Annotated in this window: 4 protein-coding genes; 2 read left to right on the top strand and 2 right to left on the bottom strand. The window is 44.2% G+C overall.

The window, feature by feature from the left end; translation table 11 throughout:
- Together J7J62_01300 and J7J62_01295 are read left to right on the top strand one after the other, a co-directional pair.
- On the top strand, nt 1-278 hold a 278-nt coding region (locus J7J62_01300; protein ID MCD6123795.1), incomplete at its 5' end, for a pyruvate ferredoxin oxidoreductase.
- Between the two features lie 144 nt (nt 279-422).
- Entirely contained in the window at nt 423-1,685 is a 1,263-nt protein-coding gene (locus tag J7J62_01295) for a HAMP domain-containing histidine kinase (protein ID MCD6123794.1), read from the top strand.
- Here the strand turns inward: J7J62_01295 and J7J62_01290 are convergent.
- Together J7J62_01290 and J7J62_01285 are read right to left on the bottom strand one after the other, a co-directional pair.
- Nucleotides 1,678-2,490, bottom strand: coding sequence for a hypothetical protein (locus J7J62_01290; GenBank protein ID MCD6123793.1), 813 nt, complete (start codon nt 2,488-2,490; stop codon nt 1,678-1,680). The genes J7J62_01295 and J7J62_01290 overlap by 8 nt on opposite strands.
- A gap of 1 nt (nt 2,491) precedes the next feature.
- Nucleotides 2,492-3,116, bottom strand: a 625-nt coding sequence (locus tag J7J62_01285; GenBank protein MCD6123792.1) for a hypothetical protein, incomplete at its 5' end; no start/stop codon positions are given.

The raw sequence follows: 3,116 nt of genomic DNA, 5'->3' as shown, positions 1-3,116 counted from the left end.
CCGTTGGATGGCGTTTTCCTGAGAACCAATCCATAGAAATGGCACGGAAGGCTGTTGATTCGTGTTTCTGGCCACTTTTCGAGGTAGAGTATGGGGAGTGGAAACTAAATTATAATCCTGAAAAAGCGGGCAAGAAAATACCTATTGAGGAGTGGATTAAGCCGCAGGGTCGATTCCGTCACCTTTTCGCGCCGGAAAACCGACACATAATAGATGAATTGCAGGCATGGGTGGATAAAAATTGGGCTCGTTTAAAGAAACTTGCTGGGGTTGAATAGTTGGCTCCATTCTGCTCGAGCCGTTTTGTTTTTCGCTTGGGGTCGGCGTTAGCCGACCTTTTTATTTTCCCCAACGATTTATGGAAATTTCTGATTTCAACAAAATGCTTGATATAAAGCCATACATCATTAAGCTATAAGGAAATGAGACGAAAACGCAGTATAATTCGCATAAAGGGATACACCATATCGTCTCCGTCCGTTGTTATACTTATGATTTTGTCCATTCTCGTGCTTTCCGTGCTTTTCGTTATAACGGAGACTATAAGGCGGCAGATGCTTGAGTACAATCAGCGTATTATGCGTACATACGGCAAACTTCTTCAGCTTACGATATCGAGGTCCGTTGAAACGCCTGAGTTGAGTATCCTTTTCGATGAGTTGATTCTCAAGTCTAATTTTCCCTTGGTTTACGCTGATGCGAACGGTCAACCGATTTATTGGCGCAACCTTTCCGTCCCCGACAACGACACATCCGCGGCAGCAAAGAAAAAAGTAAGGAAGTGGATAAAAAGGCACAGCAGGCGTTATCCACCTATCCCGGTAAGAATCCCGGAAACAAACAAGGCTATAGCATATCTTTACTACGGTGAATCTCCTATAGTAAATTGGCTCAGGCTTACTCCGTGGCTCGTCGCTGCCATAATAGCTTTCATGTTTTTCGTTGGAGCCATGATTTACGGCAAAATAAGGCGCTACGAGCAGCAAAATATTTGGCTTTCTCTCGCCAAAGAAGCCGCGCACCAACTCGGGACCCCTACCTCGTCTCTTCTCGGATGGCTTCAGCTTATGCGCGACGAACTTGAGGACGGCGCAAATCCAACTGAACTGAAAAAAATAGTCAGCGAAATGGAAAGAGACATTACCAATCTCTCAAGAATTGTAGTCAGATTCGGGCAGATAGGAAGCACCCCCGAGCTTGTGGCGACTGACCCCGTTGAGCTTATAAAAGATGTCGTGGGTTACCTAAAACAGCGGATACCACAGTTACGAAAGAACATAGAGCTAATAGAACACTACGACCCGGTACCGAATGTTAATGCTAACAAGCTTCTGCTTTCGTGGGCACTGGAGAACCTTATTAAAAATTCGGTTGAGGCTATTGGTCCGAAGGGGGGAACCATATGGGTTGCCACGCGAAGAAGTCTTGATGGCAGTGAGGTTCACCTTATTGTTAGCGATACCGGAAAAGGTATTCCAGCATCCATTCAGAAGGAGATTTTTTCGCCCGGTTTCTCGACTAAAAAGAGGGGGTGGGGAATGGGATTATCTCTTGCGAGGAGAATAGTTGAGGATTATCACCATGGAAGGCTGTTTCTTCTCGAAAGCAAACCTTATGAAAAGACAACATTCATAATAGCGCTACCCGTTAAAAAGCACCGCGCCAAAAAGAAAAAAGTCACATAAGAAATTCAACACCTATTATGGCTCTTCTGCCTTTTGGGCGTATAGGCTGCGTTTCGGAAAATATGTAACTCCAGAACAAACTGAATTGGCCACCATAGCCGTATGCATTGACCGATAGTCTGCCTATAATGCGATTGTATACTTTGCCTTTTCTGTTGTGCCAGAATTCTGGATAAAAGCCTGCCTCGGCGGAGAATTTTTTAAATCTTGCGAACGATAGGTTTAGTTCGGCGCCGAAATGTGTTGCGAGGTCGTGTTTGTATTGGAACCAGCTCGGCGATGATAATTTTGGGAAAAAGCCAAAGTAAACCTGCCAGTAAATTTTTGGTTTAAAGTCGAAACCCGTTTCGGTTTGGAATTCGTTTAACCTCGCTTGGACGGAAAAATTTCTGGGGCAAAGCGCTAACTCGAATAAGTTCCAGATGATAGTAGGTTCTGTTTTTCGGTCAACCTCGTGAAAGCAGTCGTGATACCATGTGAATTTCAACCTGAATTTATCCTGCTGAAATACGATGCCGGCATCAAGGGAGTAATGCATGTCTCTTGGGTCAAAAATAACCTCCTCGCATTGGTAACCCATACCGGTCCAGATGAGCGCTTCTGGAACAAGTATTATAGCGTATTTTCCCAAACTTACGCTAATGAAGTCCACATTTGCGCCGAGAAACCCGCCGGTAAAATACCTGTCCGTTCGTGGAATATAACGAATAAGGTTTCCCTTGGCATGCCAGACGATCGGAAGTGATATTTCAACACTAAGGCTAATGCCAACGAGCAATGCGACGAATACTACTACTTTTCTCATTTTAATCCCGCCTTTTGAACCAGTATGTGAACTGCAGGTCCAGAGCGGTATATCTGCTTAGCGTCCTTAGAAACTTTATATCACGCCATTTTGAAAGTTTGTCCGCCCCGAACCTCATTATGTCAAATCCGATCGTGATACCAAAAAGGTTTTTATCTATTCCAAAACCATTGGTGTCGTCAAGTGAGCTGCTGAATCCAAGATAAAAGTATTTCTTTGGTCTGACAATAAACTCGACTTTGAATATCGAATAGTTATCAATATGTCCGGGAACATATTTGCTTTTAGATTTGTAGTAATGCGTTATTCGTTCCACATATCTACCGAGGGCATCCCATCGCCTTACCCCTATGCGCACATCCACTGGGATTGATGGGTATCTATACTTTGCGTACCAGAATCCTATTCCGGCTACATTAGCGACCTCATCCATAATGGAAAATCCCCATTTGCGCTGGAAATCCGATGCATCAAAAATCTCTACGGCTGTTAACGCTATGAATGTTAAGGCCATTGAAATATACGGGCGGTCGTCTCCGAAGAAGTGCTTGAAAATCCAGTAGTGATACTGAGTTAATATGTCTCCGGTCCAGAAGTGCCACGCTTTGTCCTCAAAATAATGCTCT

It is taken from the genome of bacterium, assembly GCA_021159335.1.
Taxonomy (GTDB): Bacteria; UBP14; UBA6098; order B30-G16; family B30-G16; genus JAGGRZ01.
Note: the sequence above shows the minus strand (reverse complement) of the source record. Positions and strands in the feature narration are given on the sequence as shown.